Raw genomic sequence first — 14,266 nt, forward strand, 5'->3', positions numbered from 1 at the left:
TTTTTCCTGATGATTGCCTTCTGCAAAAAGATTGAAAGCCTCGACCCGCGACAATCGCTGGAAGCAAAAATAATCCAGACATCGCTTGATTTCCATTTAGATGATGACTAACATCTAAATCACCGAATCGCGGAGCAGCACAGATCATGCGGAAATCAAGGGTCGAAACTACCGAGACACGCCGGCGTATCGTCGAAGTCGCCGCCGGGGAATTTCGGGCCAACGGCATTCATGCGACCGGCCTCGCCGATTTGATGGCCGCCGCCGGACTGTCGCACGGCGGCTTTTATCGCCATTTCGAGTCGAAAGACCAGCTCGTTGCCGAAGCCTGCGACGCGGGTCTGACTGGAATCATCGAAGCGCTGGAAGCCTCCGCCAACGGATGCAACGACGAGGACGGCTTCAGGGCCATCGTCGACGCCTACCTGTCCACCGGCCATCGCGATGCGCCGGAGCGCGGCTGCCCGTTTGCCGGCATGGGCAGCGAGTTGGCACGCGCCGACGACAATACTCGAGCGGTAGCGTCTCGAGGATTCGACGCGCTGGTCGACATGCTGGCGAGTCGCATCACCGACGAGGACGGCGCAGCGGATCGCTCACGCGCTACCTTTGCGTTGGCGGCAATGATCGGCGCGCTCACCCTGTCGCGCATCATTGCAGACCCCGTCACGTCCGCCTCTCTGCTGGACGACGTCAGGCAACACATCGAAGCGATGTAAACGGTATCGGCGATCAGATCTCGCCGTCTTTTTCACCCTGAATTGTGCATATACACACAATGAGCGGTTTGCAGCATTCGGTACGAGTGCGCCCATTCACGAGTTGGAGGATTCATCATGCAACAGCGTAAATTCCTGATCACCGGTGCCACGGGCAAGACCGGTGTTTATACGGTGAACTATCTTCTTGAAGCCGGTCACGCCGTGCGCGCGATGGTGCACAAGGAGGACGAACGCAGCGCAGCGCTGCGCGCCGCCGGTGCGGAAGTCGTGGTTGGCGATCTGCTCGATCACGACGACCTGATTCGTGCCGCGGCGGGAATGTCGGGCGCGTATCTGTGCTATCCGGTGCGGCCGGGGTTCATCCAGGGAACCGCTTATTTCGCGGATGCCGCGCACCGCGCGGGTCTTGATGTCGTCGTCGAGATGTCGCAGATTTCAGCGCGCGAAGATTCGAAAAGCCACGCGGCACGGGATCATTGGATCGCCGAACGCGTTCTCGACTGGTCAGGTGTGCCGACTGTTCACATCCGCCCCACGTTCTTCTCCGAATGGTTGATTTTTCCGTGGGTGCTCGACACCATCGTCAAGGAAAGCAAGATCACGCTGCCCTACGGCGCGGGACGCCACGCGCCGATTGCCGCGGAAGACCAGGCGCGTTTTATTGCCAACGTTCTCATGCAGCCGTCCGGGCACATCGGCAAGACTTATGAGCTTTGTGGTCCGCGCGAACTCGATCATCACGGTATCGCGGACGAAATCAGCGAGGTTATCGATCGCAAGATCGTCTACAGCCCGGCGACGCTCGACGAATACCGCGAACATCTGAAGAAGTACGGGCTGCCGGAATTCATGATCCAGCATTTCATTGAAGTCGCCATCGATTATCAAAACGGCGTATTTGCAGGCACCGACAGCGTGATCGAGAAGATCACCGGAAAGGCGCCGCAAACCGTCGGGGAATTCGTCCGCGCAAATCGCAGGCTTTTTCAGGCCTGATTCGATCATTCACTGTGTTGTATCCATTGAGGAGTTGCAAAATGAAGATCAGGAATTCCACCGTTTTCGTGACGGGAGCAAGCCGTGGCCTCGGACTGGCCTTTGCACGTGAGGCGCTCGCGCGCGGAGCCGCGAAAGTCTACGCAGGCGTGCGTCGCCCGGAGAACTTTAACGAGCCCGGCATCATTCCGGTTAAGCTCGATGTTACGGATTCCGAATCGGTCAAGGCGGCGGCGAAAATCGCGTCCGATGTGACTTTGCTCGTCAACAACGCAGGCATTGCTGAAGTCAGCGAGTCGCCGTTTGCGGACAACGTCGAAGAACAGGCCCGGCGTATTTTCGAAACCAACTATTACGGCGTGATGCGGACAACCAGCGCTTTCCAGCCCTCGCTTCCCAGCGATGGAAACGGCGGAGTGATCAACGTTCTCTCCGACGTCACCTGGCGAGTCGTTCCGATCCTGACGCCCTATTCGGCGTCGAAGGCGGCGGCATGGAGCTATACCAACAACGTCCGCGCTCATCTCAGGAATCGGAATATCGGCGTGGTCGGCGTGCACGTGGGCTTCGTCGATACCGACCTCACCCAAGGCTTCGATGTTCCGAAAGCCGATCCGCTCGACGTCGTCCGCCAGACTTACGACGCGCTCGAGGCAGGTGAAAGCGAAGTTCTGGCAGACGCCGGCAGTCGCGAGTTGAAGCAGACGCTCTCGTCTGCCCGCTCGGGTTATATCGCCCCCGAAGTGCTTGAAGCGTAGAAATATCGCGCGGTTGTCTGGCCGGTTTGCCATCGCGGATGGAACCGGCCCGCCCCGCTGAATTTTGTTCGGTTGCGCTACCGCGCTGGCCAGCGTCAGTTTTCTGACGATATGCGGTTGCATTCATCGATCCAGCAGGCTCCGGCAAAACACTGAACTGCGGCAGGTTTTGGCGGCACTTCAAAAAAATCCAGATTAGCACTAGACGACTGGTCTACTTTCAATTAAAGTCTCGCCATGGTTACCGCAAACACATCCGAACCGGTCGATATTCGAGAAAGCATCATTGCTGTCGGGCAACGAATCATCGGCGCCAAAGGCTTCTCAGCCGTAGGGTTGAACGAGATTCTGTCGGCCGCAGGCGTGCCGAAGGGGTCGTTCTACCATTACTTCGGTTCGAAAGACGCGTTCGGTGTGGAATTGCTCGAAAGCTACTTCGCCGAATACCTGGCCGATATGGACAGCACATTGGCCCAGCCTGATCTGACCGCCGCGCAACGCCTCATGAAATACTGGCAGATCTGGCAGGACACCCAGTCGTTTTTCGACTGCCAGGGCAAGTGCCTCGCCGTCAAGCTGGGCGCGGAAGTCGCGGACATTTCGGAAGCCATGCGTGCAGCGCTGAAGCGCGGTACGTCCGGCATCATCGAGCGACTGGCGCGCGCTATCGAGGCCGGCGTGGAAGACGGTTCACTTTCGGTCAGCGAAGACGCTTCCGTCGTCGCCCAGAGCCTGTATCAGCTTTGGCTGGGCGCCAGCATCATGGTCAAGATCGTGCGCAATCCGCAACCGTTCGAGACCGCCATGACGACAACGCGGCAAATGCTTCATCTCGTACCCTGACACGCAAGCAGTACGCGAGCAGGCAGCAAGCAGCACTTCTGACGAAGTGCTTTTTTTGGCAACTTTACTAGACGACTGGTCTACTTTTAGCTTGGACGTCAACTCAAGGAGAAACAGCATGAAAGTTCTGATGGTTCTGACTTCGCACGATCAATTGGGCAACACGGGCCGCAAGACGGGTTTCTGGCTCGAAGAACTCGCTGCTCCCTACTACACGTTCAAGGATGCGGGCGCGGATATCGTGCTGGCATCGCCGCAAGGCGGCCAGCCGCCGCTCGATCCGAAGAGCAACGAACCGGCCAATCAAACCGACCAGACCCGTCGCTTCGAGAACGATGCCGCCGCGACCGCGCAACTTGCGGCCACGGTGCGCCTGGACAGCGTCTCGCAGGCAGATTTCGACACGGTCTTCTATCCTGGCGGTCACGGCCCTCTGTGGGATCTCGCGGAAGACGCGCATTCCATCGCGCTGATTCAATCGTTCATCGGCGCGGGCAAGCCGGTGGCGCTGGTGTGCCATGCACCGGGCGTGCTGCGTCACGTCACTACGCCGGACGGCAAGCCGCTGGTGGAAGGCAAGCAGGTCACGGGCTTCACGAATTCCGAGGAAGCCGCGGTGGGTCTGACCGACATCGTGCCCTTCCTCGTCGAAGACGAACTCAAGGCCAAGGGCGGCATCTACTCGAAGACCGAAGACTGGGCGCCGTACGTCGTCACCGACGGTCTGCTGATTACCGGTCAGAACCCGGCTTCGTCGTCCTCGGCTGCTGCCACTTTGATGAAGCACCCCGCACTCGCCGGGCAATAACGCACTGTGGGCCTGGGCTGCCGGCGCGGAAAGCCGCGCCGGCAGCCGGACCGCACACGCATCGGGTAGCCGATCGCAGCTAGATGGCTCAGCGCACGCGCGCGAAAACCGTCCACCATTTCTTCTCGCCGGCAACTGCATCGAACAAACCGGCTGGCTCCAGGGAGCAGACTGAACATGCACCACCCTTATCTCTTCACACCGCTCCAACTCGGCCGGCACACGCTGCGAAACCGTATCGTGCTGCCGCCACTGACGCGCCAGAGAAGCGCGCAGCCCGGCGATGTCTCCACCGCACTCAGCGCGCTCTACTACCAGCAGCGCGCCGGCGCGGGCTTCATGGTCACCGAGGGCACGCAGATCGAGCCGCGTGGGCAAGGTTACGCGTGGACACCCGGCATCTATAGCGACGAGCAGATCGATGGCTGGCGCCACGTGACCGATGCGGTGCATGCCGAAGGTGGCGTGATCTTCGCGCAGCTATGGCATGTTGGCCGCGTGTCGCATACCGCGTTGCAGCCGGGTGGCGCAGCGCCGGTCGCGCCATCCGCGATTCAGGCGCAGAAGGTCAAGGCGTTCATCCAGACCGGGCCGGGCACCGGCACCCTGGTCGCCCCTTCCGTGCCGCGCGAACTGAGCGTTGCCGAGATCGCAGAACTCGTCGACCTCTATGCACAGGCAGCGAAAAATGCGCTGCGCGCGGGCTTCGACGGCGTCGAGATTCACGCGGCCAATGGATACCTGGTGAACCAGTTCATCTCGGCGCATGCGAACATGCGCTCTGACGAATACGGCGGCTCGCTGCAGAACCGCCTGCGTTTCCTGCGTGAAATCGTCGACGCGGTCAGCGAAGCGGTCGGCCCGGACCGGCTCGGGGTCCGTTTCACTCCGTTGTTCACCGGCACCGATCAGGACCGCGTGTATATCGGCCTGGTCGAAGACGATCCGCATGAAACTTATATCGAGGCGATCAAGGTACTCGAGGAAGCGGGTGCCGCCTATGTATCGATCGCGGAAGCAGACTGGGACAACGCTCCCGATCTGCCCGAATCATTTCGCCGCGAAGTGCGGCGCACGTTTAGCGGACGCATCATCTATGCGGGACGTTATACGGCGGAACGCGGCGCACGACTGATCGAAGCGGATCTCGCGGACCTGATCGCGTTCGGCCGCCCCTACATTGCCAATCCGGACTTGCCGGAGCGCATTGCCAACGGCTGGCCGCTCAATGCAGTGAATCCCGCCACCGTGTACGGCGGTGGAGCAGAAGGACTGACGGACTATCCCGTGTACGCAGAAGCAGAAACGGTTTCCAATCCATCCAGCGAGGTGTTGTCATGAGCAAAGGTATCGAGAACAAGGTCGTTTTGATCACGGGAGCCAGCACGGGCATCGGCGCAGAAGTGGCGCGCCACCTCGCGGCCCGTGGCGCAAAAGTGGCGGTCGCCGCGCGTCGCAAGGACAAGCTTGCCGAGGTCGTCGCCGGTATCGAGGCTGCGGGCGGCATCGCTAGCGCATACACGCTGGACGTCACGGACAAGAAGCAGATGGAGTCGGTTGCCGCGGCGGTGGTCGCCGATTTCGGCAGGATCGACGTGCTGATCAACAACGCCGGGCTGATGCCGATCCGGCCGATGTCCGAGGTCAATACCGATGAGTGGGACGCGATGATCGACGTCAACCTGAAGGGCACGCTGTACGGCATCGCCGCCGCGCTGCCACGCTTCATTGCGCAAGGGAGCGGCCACATCATCAATCTCAGCTCGGTTGCCGGCGTGAAGGTGTTCGCGCCGGGCGGCACGGTTTATTCGGGCACCAAGTTCGCGGTCAGGGCGATTTCGGAAGGGCTGCGGCAGGAGGTCGGCGAGAAGATTCGCGTGACGTCCATTGAGCCGGGCGCCGTGGACAGCGACCTCAAGTTCAGCACGTCCGGCACCGCGAAAGAGACCGTGCTCGACTTCTACCGGCAAGCCATTCCGGCGGCCTCGGTGGCGCGAGCCATCGCGTTTGCGATCGAGCAACCCGACGATGTGGACATCAACGAGATCGTGCTGCGTCCGACCAGTCAGGAATTCTGAAAGATCGGGCGGCTGGAATCGTGTGACCGGATCCAGTCGCCCCGCGTCGCCCTATCTCGTCCTGCCTGCCCTGTCTCGTCTCACGATTCTTTCAGCGGCCCGACATACTCGCGGTCGCCATGCTGCGATCCGCTAGCGCCAACCACAGGCATTGCACCCGGTGCCGCGTGGCGGCTGTATCGACCGCCCGCATCGCAATAACGCCTTCGTTTCCATCAGGCGATACTCGCCCCACCCAGCATCGAAATTCTCGCCGTGATAGCGTTCGGATTCACGGTTGAGCCAACTCGGCGCTATCTTCCTTTGCATCGGTCGTGATCTTCATGACTTCCGGCGATGCCCATTTTGTCGGCCAGCCCGTCGATTTTTTCGTTACCCAAGACCCTATGTCGAGAAGACCCTCTCCTGAACAAAGACGCGAGCTGGGCAAGTTTCTTTCCAGCCGCCGCGCCCGTTTGCAGCCCGCCGATTTCGGCCTGCCAGAAGGCGCTCGCCGCACCCCAGGCTTGCGGCGGGAGGAAGTCGCCGTGCTCGCGGGCGTCAGCGTCAGCTGGTACACGTGGCTCGAACAGGGACGCGACATTCAACCGTCCGCCGATGCGCTGCGCAGAATCGCAGGCGTGCTCAAGCTCGACACCGTGGAGTCGGCGCACCTGTTCGCGCTGTCGTCGCGCGAGCTTTCGCAGGTCGCGACCGGCAGCGGCGTCAGTGAAGGACTCGAACTGCTCGTCCGGTCGATCAACGTGCCCGCTTACGTGCGCAACACGCGGCTCGACATCCTCGCGTGGAACGACGCGATTGCCGACCTGTTCGTCGATTACGGATCGCTGGAGCCGCACGAGCGCAACACGCTGCGCCTGCTGTTTCTCTACAAGCCCTACCGCACGCGAATTCTCGATTGGGAACAGATGACACGGGGCATGATTTCCGCGTTTCGCGCCGCACGTGCGCAGGCGCAGGACAAAGCGCCGTTCGACAGCCTCGTCGACGAACTCACTGAGCTGAGCCCCGAGTTTCGTGCGTGGTGGCAGGACACCGACGTCAAAGGCTTCGACGAGGGCGACAAGCGGCTGCGCCACCCCGAGGGCGGCCACATCGAGTTCACCTACGTGGCGCTGACGCCCACGGGCCGGCCGGACCTGTCGCTCGTGACATATATTCCGCGAATGTCTGCCAGTGACTCCCACTCATAGGATCACAACACGCCTTCTTCACCCGGTTCGATTTGCCTAAAGTGACCCCAGTGCAGCAACTTTCCCACTGTCTTTCACGTCACCGAGGCAATCATGTCGAACCTGAACACTCCCTTCACCGTCGGCGCAACGTCGCGTAATCCTGCCACCGGCGAGCTGATCGCCCACTATCCGTTCCAGACCGCCGACGAAGTGGAACGCATGCTCGAGAACAACGCCGCAGCCTTCCGCCTGTGGCGCGCCACGCCGATGACGGAGCGCGTCGCGACTTACCGCCGCCTCGCCGCCGTGTTGCGCGAACGCTCCGAAGAACTGGCCTCGGTAATCACCGCCGAGATGGGCAAGACGCTCGCCGCCGCGCGTGCCGAAGTCGAAAAGTGCGCGGCCACGGTCGAATGGATCGCCGAGCACGGCCCCGCGTTCCTCGCCGATGAAGCCGCCCCCGTCGATGGCGATGACGAAGTTCACGTTTCCTACCTGCCGATCGGCTCGATCCTCGCGGTGATGCCGTGGAATTTCCCGCTGTGGCAGGTGATTCGCGCGTCGGGGCCGATCATGCTGTCGGGCAACGGATTCATCCTCAAGCACGCGACCAACGTGATGGGATCGGCGTATGCATTGCAGGACGTGTACGAAACCGCAGGCTTTCCGGCCGGCCTGTTCACGAACCTGAACGCGGACAACGAAACCGTGGCGCACGTGATCGAAGATCCCCGGGTCGCGGCGGTCACGCTGACGGGCAGCATGCGTGCAGGGTCGGCTGTGGCGGCGACGGCGGGCAAGGCGCTGAAGAAGACCCTGCTGGAACTCGGCGGCGCCGACGCGTTCATCGTGCTGGCCGACGCGAATGTCGACCTCGCCGTCAAGGCGGCCATCGAGGCGCGTTTCCAGAACGCGGGTCAGGTTTGCCTGGCGGCGAAGCGCTTCATCCTCGAACGACCGATTGCGGAAGAGTTCACGCGCAAGTTCGTCGCCGCTGCCGCGCAGATCAAGGCAGGCGATCCGCTCGATCCGGTCAGCACGATCGGACCGATGGCGCGTCCCGACTTGCGCGACGAACTGCACAACCAGGTGCAACGCACGATAAAGGCTGGCGCGACGCTGCTGCTCGGCGGCAACAAGGTCGAGGGTGTCGGCAACTATTACGAGCCGACCGTACTCGCCGATGTCGCCCCCGGCATGGCCGCGTTCGATGAAGAAACCTTCGGTCCGGTCGCGGCAATCACCGTTGCCGATAACGCCGAACACGCGATCGAACTCGCCAATACCAGCGACTACGGCCTCGGCGGCAGCCTCTGGACCAGCGACGTTGCGCGTGCCCAGCGAGTCGCACGCCGTCTCGAAACGGGCGGTGTGTTCATCAACGGATTCCCGGCTTCGAACCCGCGTATTCCGGTCGGCGGCGTGAAGAAGAGCGGCTACGGACGTGAGCTGTCGCATTTCGGTCTGCGCGAGTTCACCAATGCACAGGCCGTGTGGGCGAAGACGGTCGATTGATCTGCCGGTTTGCCTTTCAGGCAACGAACGTTAGCTGGCTTTCATAGCAGCTAACGCCGCGCATCACGTCGCGTCTGAATCGAATTCAAAATGAACAGCCTGCCCCGTCTTTCTGATGTTCGTCATCACGTCAGCACGACCGGGACAGCAAACACGACACGCCTCCCGCTCGCGACGTCAACCCAACGGGAACGCGGAGGTCATCATGAGCGCGAGGAATGTGGCTATTGGCCTGCTGGTCGTCGGCGCGGCCATGTTAAGTTCATCTGGCGAGGCGGCGTCCTGCAAAAAAGCGGGCACGTTCTGCGCGCAAAAAACGGCGGCGACAAAGCCCGCAATCGGCAAATCGCCGTCATCTTCGCAGCGCGGAAGCGGGATTGTGAAACTGAACAATCCCGTACAAGGACACCCGTCAAAGTCACAGCCGCAAATCGACCACGGGCGTGAACGCGACAGTATTTCTCCGCAGTTCCGTGGAGGCTAGCGAGTCCGCCGCTTCAGCGGACCTCGCGTCCTCGCCGGTTGACCCACGCTAATGTTGTCTCTCACACCCGAACCGGTTGCACCAATTAATCGGGAGCATCCGTCGCCAGCAGTGACAGAGAACCCTGGTCGTGCTGCATCAGAACAGAGCGGCTCGCGTCCATGAGCTTCCCTGCTTCAGTGGGCTTCGTCAGAAAATACCCTTGAACGTAGTCACAACTTGCATCGCGCAAGGTATGTAATTGCTGCTCGGTCTCGACACCTTCGGCGGTCACCTTCATCCCGAGTTCGTGCGACATCTGAATGATGCCTCGCACTATCGACGCCGTTGCCGCATCGCGACCGAGTTTCGCCGTGAACGAACGGTCTATCTTTACGATGTCCGGCGAAAAATCGGCCAGATAGCGCAGACTCGAATAGCCGGTTCCGAAATCGTCGATGGCAATGCGTACGCCCAGCCGCTTGAGCGCCATCAGCGTTTCCTGTGCAAGCGACGGGTTATCCATCAGCGCGCTTTCAGTGAGTTCGATTTCAAGGCAGCGTGGCGGCAGCTTATGCTTGCGCAATGCCTGGTCGACGACGGCGACGATGGTGTCGTCCCTGAGCTGACGCGCCGACACGTTCACCGACACGCAAAGCCCTGTTTTTCCCGCTGTCCGCCAGTTCGCCAGTTGCGCGAGGGCCGCATCCACCACCCATGCACCGACTTCGACGATGAACCCGCTTTCTTCCAGGATCGGGATGAAACTGCCGGGTCCCACCATGCCTCGCGTCGGATGATTCCACCGCATGAGCGCTTCAACGCCTTTCATCGCGAGCGAAGCCGGCTCGTGAATCCCCTGGAAATGCAGCACGAATTGCCCCGACGCCAGCGCCATGGGCAGACTGCGTTCGAGTTCGAAATCGCCGAGTACATCGCTGGATGCCTTGTCGGCGAAACGGAAACCGTTGCGGCCTCCCCGTTTGGCCTCATACATCGCGATGTCGGCGCTCGTGAGTAGCGTCTCGTGGTCCCGCCCGTGCTCGGGACACATGGATATGCCGATAGACGCCGTGACGAATGGCTCGCTGTGATCTCTCCTGACGTCGCTCGAAAACACGTCGAGCAGAGATTGCGCCAACGTCGCCAACACGTGCTTGTCGGTCTCATCGCTGATGATTACCGCGAACTCGTCTCCACCAAGGCGGGCCACACAGGCATCGGGAGGAAGGGCTTCCCGGATCGCTTCCGCGATGCCTTTCAACAGCCGGTCGGCAGCCGTATGGCCCAGCGTATCGTTGAGTACCTTGAACCGGTCCAGGTCGATAAACATGAGACCGAACGGGACGTTACGGCTGCAAAGCGACTTCATGCGCCGGACGACCGCGCTGCGGTTGGCCAGGCCCGTCAATCCGTCCGTGTGAGCTAAACGGTCGAGCGCTGCGAGGCGCTCCTGTTCCAGCGTAATGTCCTCGCTGACGCCAACGATGCGCACCACGTTCCCAGACTCGTCGCGCACCGGGTAGGCGGTGCTGCGAATCCAGCGCAGCGAACCATCGGCGCGCCGGATGCGATATTCGAAGCGACCCTCGGCCGATTCCGACACGATGCGGCGCATCTCGGCGCGCAAAGGCTCCGCGTCTTCAGGGACCACCAGTTCGAGCCATGCTGAAGGCTCTCTCGCAAGCACCTGCGGCGTAATGCCGAACACGCGCTCGACCCCTGCACTTACGTGATGAATACGCTCGAAATCCGAGCTATATGAATAGAACACGAGATGTACGTGTGATTCCATCTCGTGCATCAGCTCGTCGCGATCGCGTAGGGTCTTCAATAACTCACATTGCTGGGTGACGTCCTCGGAAGCGCAAAGAAGCGCGACCACTGCGCCGCTTTCTCCTGTCACCGGAGTGAGCGTGGAATTCCACCATTTGTTGTGCCCCTTCGTCGTGGCGCAGCTTCCGGTGAACGATGTGCTCGCGCCTTCAAGAGCGCCCGTCAATGCGTTTTCGGCTGCGGCACCGGCGTCTCCGGTCCAGAAACTCAGCCAGTCCGCGCCGGCGAGTTGCTCCGGAGATCTCGCTTCCATCAACTCAGCGCCGTACTCCGACACCCGGAGTATTTTTCCATCGGCAGAGAGCACCTTGAGACAGTCGCGATTCGAATTCAGAAGCCCACTTGCCAGCGCGGTGGCGGCGCATTGACGAGCGTGATCAGAGCGAAGCTTTTGACGAACCGCCGCGAAACCGGCCGCGCCTGCCGCAATGGACAGTGCGAACCGTAAGGTCATCACCGCTTCGCTGGTCGCGTAATGCACCAGAGCAGCTACGCCAAGCCCGGCCGCCATGGCAATCGACAGGGCGGCAATAGGCAAGGCCTTTCGCTGACCATATCTGGAAAGGAAATAGGAAAGGAACCGCTGGTTCCTGGCTGGTCGTACGCCGCCGTCGGTGTCCGGATCGCTCTCAGATCGATTCGGATTGAATTTTTTAGGGTGCCATATGGCCTTGAATCTCACGCTGCTCTCCGACTCCCTGTTGAGTGACCTCTCGACCGCTGTCTGTCACTACATCTTTGTTATTACGGTCTGGATTCACGAATCTTTAATGCGCGAAAACCCGACCATGGTCGGACGGCGAGCAGATATGAGGAATGAGTAGCGAGTGATGTAGCGGCGAAAACCGGTTCGGTTTTATGTGCCCAATACAAATCCGCATCGGGTCCAGAAACCCTACAGGCGTCCAATGCTCTCCAGCATTCCCGATTCTTACCGGGACGCTAACGATTGCGAATCGAGGCGCAACGAATAAAGTGAATACCGTTCCGTTGTTTGATGTTTCGCGTTGCGTGGAGCGCATGGCCGTTAAGTCTCCGTTGTAGAGTCGGCTCGATGAAGCAACGCGTTCCACCGTCCCCGCCGGTTTCAACACAAGTTGTGCACGATGTCGCGCATGTATACTTTGCGCTCTTCACTTTATTTGTCTGCTGTATGCACGACAGGTGCCAACAACGAAACACCTCACTCCCCAAACGCCATCGTCATGGAAATACTGCGTCAGTGCCGCGAATTCTTCGGACGAGCTGCCCGCGCTCTCGGGCTCGTCTGGGGCACGTCTCCCCTCTTTCTTATCGGCCTTCTGGCGGCAACCGTTATTGCCGGCGTCCTTCCGGCGGTCGCCGCGTTCATCGGTCAACGCATCGTCGATACCGTCGTGGTTGCGGCTCGTCACCCCGCAGACGGTTTGCATTGGTCAGTTGCACGATATCTTCTGCTCGAGGCCCTGGTTCTCATTGCGCTGGCCGCCTGCCAGCGGGCGCTGTCGTTGCTGCAAACTTTGCTGCGCGCGCGTCTTGGACAGAAGGTCAATCTGCTGATTCTGGAGAAGGCCCAAAAGCTGAGTCTGTTGCAGTTCGAGGACTCGGAGTTTTATGACCGCCTCGTACGAGTAAGGCGTGACGCATCATCGCGACCGCTGTCGCTGGTGATGAAGTCACTCGGGCTTATTCAGAACCTCATTTCCGTGACAACCTTTGCCGTACTGCTCGTGCGGTTTTCGCCGTGGGCGCTCGTGATTCTCGTCGTGGGAGCTATTCCAAGTTTTATTTCAGAAGCGCGTTTTTCCGGCAGTGCATTCCGTCTATTCGGAAAAAGGACGCCGGAAAGTCGCCAGCAGAACTACATCGAATCGCTCCTTTCGCATGAAGCGCACATCAAGGAAGTCAAGCTGTTCGGCTTTGCGCCGCTTCTTCTGCAACGCTATCGCGACACGTTTGAAAAGCTCTATGCAGAAGATCGCGCACTGACATTGCGACGTGACGGTTGGGGCTTTCTGCTGGGCGTGGTTGGCACAGTTGCGTTCTATGCGGCCTATGCGTGGATCGTGCTGGAGACCGTCAGCGGCACTATCTCTCTCGGCCAGATGACCATGTACCTTGTACTTTTCAAGCAGGGACAAAGCGCGGTGAGCAGCAGCCTGTCGTCGATAGGCGGACTTTACGAAGACGGCCTGTATCTGAGCGACCTTTTCGAGTATCTGGCGCAGCCTGAAACGACGAGTACGGGACACCTGACAACCGGCACGCAACCCGGGGACGGACTCCGTTTCGAACTCGTTTCATTTTCTTATCCCGGCGCGAGACGGCCTGCTTTATCCGATGTCAGCTTCCATCTGATGCACGGGCAAACGTTGGCGCTGGTAGGCGAGAACGGTTCGGGCAAGACTACGCTCATCAAACTTCTGACGCGTCTATACACCCCGTCATCGGGCCGCATCCTGCTTGATGGCTCGGACCTTCAGGAATGGGACGAGTACGCTCTACGACGCCGCATTGGCGTCATCTTCCAGGACTTTATCCGGTATCAGTTCAAGGCCGGCGAGAACCTCGGCGTGGGCGACATCGAAGCGTTTTCGGACAGGACACGCTGGACTGAAGCAGCGACAAAAGGGATGGCGGCTGCTTTCATCGAGCGGATGGAAAACGGCTATGAAACCCAGCTCGGACGATGGTTCGCGGGTGGCCAGGATCTATCGGGCGGGCAGTGGCAGAAGATTGCGTTATCGAGAGCCTATATGCGGCAGAACGCTGACATTCTTATTCTCGATGAGCCCACGGCCGCATTGGACCCCGAGGCTGAAGCAGGTGTATTCGAGCAGTTCCAGGCCCATGCAGGCTCGCGCATGTCGATCCTGATATCGCATCGATTTTCCAGTGTGCGAGGCGCAAACCACATCATCGTGCTGGACCAGGGGCGGATTCTCGAGCGCGGCAGTCATGAGCAATTGCTGCAACAAAATGGGCGCTACGCGCATCTTTTTGATTTGCAGGCACAAGGCTATAAGTAAGTCGGAGTCTGCGACGCGATGCTGCTGGAGCGGCGCAGATACTCCGCAATCGTGCGTGTAACCC

12 protein-coding genes are annotated in these 14,266 nt (G+C 60.2%); 11 read left to right on the plus strand and 1 reads right to left on the minus strand.

The genetic code is table 11. The features are described from left to right. Window positions 1-146: 146 nt before the first annotated feature. From ABH945_RS27120 to ABH945_RS27165, 10 genes are all read left to right on the plus strand, one after another. Window positions 147-719: a TetR/AcrR family transcriptional regulator gene (locus ABH945_RS27120; protein WP_429252578.1), complete on the plus strand. Its 573-nt coding sequence runs from the start codon at window positions 147-149 to the stop codon at window positions 717-719. 117 nt (window positions 720-836) lie between these two features. Beyond that, the gene (locus ABH945_RS27125) at window positions 837-1,718 is read left to right on the plus strand and encodes an NAD(P)H-binding protein (protein WP_429252579.1); all 882 of its coding nucleotides are present in this window, start codon (window positions 837-839) and stop codon (window positions 1,716-1,718) included. Between the two features lie 41 nt (window positions 1,719-1,759). Beyond that, a complete protein-coding gene (locus ABH945_RS27130; protein WP_429252580.1) occupies window positions 1,760-2,476 on the plus strand; it encodes an SDR family oxidoreductase in 717 nt (238 codons plus the stop codon). 237 nt (window positions 2,477-2,713) lie between these two features. Next, window positions 2,714-3,319, plus strand: coding sequence for a TetR/AcrR family transcriptional regulator (locus tag ABH945_RS27135; protein WP_429252581.1), 606 nt, complete (start codon window positions 2,714-2,716; stop codon window positions 3,317-3,319). Between the two features lie 118 nt (window positions 3,320-3,437). After that, window positions 3,438-4,127 (plus strand): type 1 glutamine amidotransferase domain-containing protein, encoded by a 690-nt coding sequence (locus tag ABH945_RS27140; protein ID WP_429252582.1) that lies wholly within the window; start codon window positions 3,438-3,440, stop codon window positions 4,125-4,127. A 177-nt stretch (window positions 4,128-4,304) separates the two neighbouring features. After that, window positions 4,305-5,468 (plus strand): alkene reductase, encoded by a 1,164-nt coding sequence (locus ABH945_RS27145; RefSeq protein WP_429252583.1) that lies wholly within the window; start codon window positions 4,305-4,307, stop codon window positions 5,466-5,468. Next, the gene (locus ABH945_RS27150) at window positions 5,465-6,205 is read left to right on the plus strand and encodes an SDR family oxidoreductase (protein ID WP_074767158.1); all 741 of its coding nucleotides are present in this window, start codon (window positions 5,465-5,467) and stop codon (window positions 6,203-6,205) included. The genes ABH945_RS27145 and ABH945_RS27150 overlap by 4 nt, the downstream gene beginning before the upstream one ends. 323 nt (window positions 6,206-6,528) lie before the next feature. Then, entirely contained in the window at window positions 6,529-7,398 is an 870-nt protein-coding gene (locus ABH945_RS27155; RefSeq protein WP_429252584.1) for a helix-turn-helix transcriptional regulator, read from the plus strand. A 93-nt stretch (window positions 7,399-7,491) separates the two neighbouring features. After that, window positions 7,492-8,895 (plus strand): NAD-dependent succinate-semialdehyde dehydrogenase, encoded by a 1,404-nt coding sequence (locus ABH945_RS27160; RefSeq protein WP_429252585.1) that lies wholly within the window; start codon window positions 7,492-7,494, stop codon window positions 8,893-8,895. Window positions 8,896-9,100: 205 nt separating this feature from the next. Further along, on the plus strand, window positions 9,101-9,379 hold the full coding sequence (locus ABH945_RS27165) for a hypothetical protein (RefSeq protein WP_429252586.1): 279 nt from the start codon (window positions 9,101-9,103) through the stop codon (window positions 9,377-9,379). A gap of 85 nt (window positions 9,380-9,464) precedes the next feature. Here ABH945_RS27165 and ABH945_RS27170 read toward each other — a convergent pair whose 3' ends face one another. Then, the gene (locus ABH945_RS27170; RefSeq protein ID WP_429252587.1) at window positions 9,465-11,876 is read right to left on the minus strand and encodes a sensor domain-containing protein; all 2,412 of its coding nucleotides are present in this window, start codon (window positions 11,874-11,876) and stop codon (window positions 9,465-9,467) included. 433 nt (window positions 11,877-12,309) lie between these two features. Between ABH945_RS27170 and ABH945_RS27175 the strand changes: the two genes are divergently transcribed. Further along, window positions 12,310-14,202: an ABC transporter ATP-binding protein gene (locus ABH945_RS27175; protein ID WP_429252588.1), complete on the plus strand. Its 1,893-nt coding sequence runs from the start codon at window positions 12,310-12,312 to the stop codon at window positions 14,200-14,202. Window positions 14,203-14,266 lie beyond the last annotated feature (64 nt).

The sequence above is a fragment of the Paraburkholderia sp. GAS333 genome (assembly GCF_050435665.1).
GTDB classification, from domain to species: Bacteria; Pseudomonadota; Gammaproteobacteria; order Burkholderiales; family Burkholderiaceae; genus Paraburkholderia; species Paraburkholderia fungorum_A.

What these genes read in the sequence shown, in the direction of transcription:
- ABH945_RS27135 (WP_429252581.1), top strand. Translation starts at nt 2,714, where the DNA reads ATGGTTACCGCAAACACATCCGAACCGGTCGATATTCGAGAAAGCATC.
- ABH945_RS27125 (WP_429252579.1), top strand. Translation starts at nt 837, where the DNA reads ATGCAACAGCGTAAATTCCTGATCACCGGTGCCACGGGCAAGACCGGT.
- ABH945_RS27160 (WP_429252585.1), top strand. Translation starts at nt 7,492, where the DNA reads ATGTCGAACCTGAACACTCCCTTCACCGTCGGCGCAACGTCGCGTAAT.
- ABH945_RS27175 (WP_429252588.1), top strand. Translation starts at nt 12,310, where the DNA reads ATGTATACTTTGCGCTCTTCACTTTATTTGTCTGCTGTATGCACGACA.
- ABH945_RS27145 (WP_429252583.1), top strand. Translation starts at nt 4,305, where the DNA reads ATGCACCACCCTTATCTCTTCACACCGCTCCAACTCGGCCGGCACACG.
- ABH945_RS27130 (WP_429252580.1), top strand. Translation starts at nt 1,760, where the DNA reads ATGAAGATCAGGAATTCCACCGTTTTCGTGACGGGAGCAAGCCGTGGC.
- ABH945_RS27150 (WP_074767158.1), top strand. Translation starts at nt 5,465, where the DNA reads ATGAGCAAAGGTATCGAGAACAAGGTCGTTTTGATCACGGGAGCCAGC.
- ABH945_RS27155 (WP_429252584.1), top strand. Translation starts at nt 6,529, where the DNA reads ATGACTTCCGGCGATGCCCATTTTGTCGGCCAGCCCGTCGATTTTTTC.
- ABH945_RS27165 (WP_429252586.1), top strand. Translation starts at nt 9,101, where the DNA reads ATGAGCGCGAGGAATGTGGCTATTGGCCTGCTGGTCGTCGGCGCGGCC.
- ABH945_RS27120 (WP_429252578.1), top strand. Translation starts at nt 147, where the DNA reads ATGCGGAAATCAAGGGTCGAAACTACCGAGACACGCCGGCGTATCGTC.
- ABH945_RS27140 (WP_429252582.1), top strand. Translation starts at nt 3,438, where the DNA reads ATGAAAGTTCTGATGGTTCTGACTTCGCACGATCAATTGGGCAACACG.